General features: G+C 31.6%; 2 protein-coding genes, 1 rRNA gene and 1 pseudogene. 1 reads left to right on the forward strand and 3 read right to left on the reverse strand.

What is annotated here, in order from left to right; all coding sequences use genetic code 11:
* Positions 1 to 89: ribosomal RNA gene (locus Q1553_RS08135) — 16S ribosomal RNA — on the forward strand; the annotation flags it as partial.
* Between the two features lie 330 nt (positions 90 to 419).
* On the opposite strand, the pseudogene Q1553_RS08140 reads toward Q1553_RS08135, so the two are convergent.
* The 3 genes and pseudogenes from Q1553_RS08140 to Q1553_RS08150 form a co-directional block, all read right to left on the reverse strand.
* Positions 420 to 914 (reverse strand): annotated as a pseudogene (locus tag Q1553_RS08140) (DUF2972 domain-containing protein); the annotation flags it as partial.
* Positions 915 to 926: 12 nt separating this feature from the next.
* On the reverse strand, positions 927 to 1,172 hold the full coding sequence (locus tag Q1553_RS08145) for a hypothetical protein (protein ID WP_300675822.1): 246 nt from the start codon (positions 1,170 to 1,172) through the stop codon (positions 927 to 929).
* Between the two features lie 12 nt (positions 1,173 to 1,184).
* Complete coding sequence (locus Q1553_RS08150; protein ID WP_300761714.1) at positions 1,185 to 1,652, reverse strand: hypothetical protein; 468 nt, start codon at positions 1,650 to 1,652, stop codon at positions 1,185 to 1,187.
* Positions 1,653 to 2,324: the final 672 nt, after the last annotated feature.

A 2,324-nucleotide genomic window follows, 5' to 3' on the forward strand; every position in this document is an offset into this window, starting at 1 on the left:
ACTGGCTACCGCCCACGGCGGATGCAGCGACTGGGGTGAAGTCGTAACAAGGTAACCGTAGGTGAACCTGCGGTTGGATCACCTCCTTTCAAGAGAAAAGACTAAAGATTCGTTTCTTTTAGTTTAAGTTGTTCTTTTCCTGCTTAGTTTTCAGAGATTATTCTTTTTTAATATTTCTCCTTATTCTTATTTTTTATTAAATATTTCTAGTTTGCTTGAGATTTTGCTTTTTTATATTATTATGAATCGTTGAAATTGAAAACTATGTGATTTGCCCACTAATAAATTTATAATCCAAAATTTCGCCTTTAATCTTTTTTGCGATTCCATTGTTTGATTTTCTTAAATTTAAAATTATAGATTGCCACGAAGTTGCATTGGCTGACAATTTCTCGCAATGACAAGGGGAAATACGACTTTTATGATACTTGTTCTCTATCTAATTCTTCACATATTCTTATAAACTCCTGATAATATTTCCAAGATTCTATAATATTCGGTCTTTCTCGCTTCAAATCTTGTAAATCAATCTCTAAAATTTCTTTGAAATCTCTTACAATCTTTAGATTGGATTTGAAATATTCTAAAATATCTTTTTCACTTAGTGTTTTTTGATTTTTTAATTCTACAATTTGTAAAATTGCTTCTAATGTGGTAATCAATTCTGCTTGGATTTGCGCAAAATGCTTAGAAATTTCTTGTGCTTCTTTGTGTGTTTGGATAAAGACTTTGCAGTTTTCCAAGTTTGGATTCCTTTGATAAGAGAGCGGCATAAGATTTTCTGTCATATCTATACCTTTTGTGTGTTTTGTGCGGTTGGCGAGTAAGAGTTTGATTTCAAAATCTTTTGTGAAAATCACAAGACTTAGAGGAAAAATAAAATACAAATGTGCATAAACTTGTCTTTCAAAGAGATGTTTATCTTCTTACTTTGGAGAGGGAAAACCAAGCTTTTGGCTTAAAAACTGCATTGTTGTTTGTATTTCTTTCATATCTATATAATATTTTTGTGTAATCTGTGGCACGCTAGAGAGGAGTTTATCAAAGATAAATAGAGAATGCAATACTTTTTTATTTTGATATCGGGTTACATAGGATTCTATGTTGTCAAGGCAAGGAGAGTTAGCAAGATGAAATTCTTTGGTTTTAGGATTGTAAGCACTATATTGCAAATATTCAAGAGTTTATTTTGTCCCCCCATTTATTGTTTTTTCTTTTGGGGTTGCAACAAAGTTAATGCAAGACTTTAAAACAGAGATTGGGTCGCGCACTAGAAGGAGAGCAGGCACTCTAGCGTTTAAAAGATGTGTGTATTGGTAAAAATCTTTAAAATTGTATTCACAAAGAGCAAGAGGGCAATGGGTGTGGAATCTAGATAGTGTTTCGTAATTTTTCTTATATCTCTCAAGACTACTTATTTCTTGGCAATCTCCATTGATAGAAACGCCACAATATTTTAAAAAATCCATCATAGCATTGTGTCCTATGGCGTGATAAGTGATAAAGTAGAATTGATAATGAGGCGGAAGAGGTTTGCTAAGTTTATAGAAAATAGGTGCTATCATATTTGTAAAATACTTAAAAAACCAATATCGCAAGGCAACAAAAAATTTTTCTTTAAGTGGAGTTAAAGTTTTTGGATTGTTTTTCATTTTTAAGTTCTTTTAACCATTTATTTTATTGAGAATTATATTGTTACAATTTATAACTTTGATTCTTTATCTCATATTTAATTTTTTGCTCCTCAAGCATATTGAAAATTTTATCAAATTTTGTTTGATTTTCTGCTTCAAAATACACTGCGATTCCTCAAAAACTCGCAAATCATTTATCATAATTGTATTTTTAATAAAAAACTTACAAAAAATAAAGGACACAAAATGAAAATTCTTAAAATTAACATAGGTTTAGTTTCTTTAGCAATGGGAAGATTACAATTTGCTAATGCCGCAGTCGATTGAGGGTATAAAGCACTTGCTGAAGCAGTAAATAAACTAGGCAAGGCTCTTTCAAAAATGGGTGTTATTTTGGAATAAGGTGTGCAAGATAAAAAAGCTAGACCGCAGTAGTTTTCTAAAAAGTGTCGCAATAGCAGGAACGGGAGTTTTATCTCCTGATATCCTTAATGCGGAATCCAAAATTCATACTCCGCGAATGTCTCCCACTATAGCAAATTCCTATCTATTTTTTTGGTAAATATCAACAAGGAATCACTACCCAGACACAAACGCATATTTATTTTTGTGTTGGATTTACATATAGAATCTCTTGCTGAAATCAGAGAGATTTTAAAGTATGGACTGCTTATGCGAGCAAGCTCACAA

Origin of the sequence: Helicobacter sp. UBA3407 (assembly GCF_949747025.1) — a bacterium.
GTDB classification, from domain to species: Bacteria; Campylobacterota; Campylobacteria; order Campylobacterales; family Helicobacteraceae; genus Helicobacter_D; species Helicobacter_D ganmani.

Coding starts and splice junctions, on each gene's coding strand:
- Q1553_RS08150 (WP_300761714.1), bottom strand. CDS start 1,652: ATGAAAAACAATCCAAAAACTTTAACTCCACTTAAAGAAAAATTTTTT.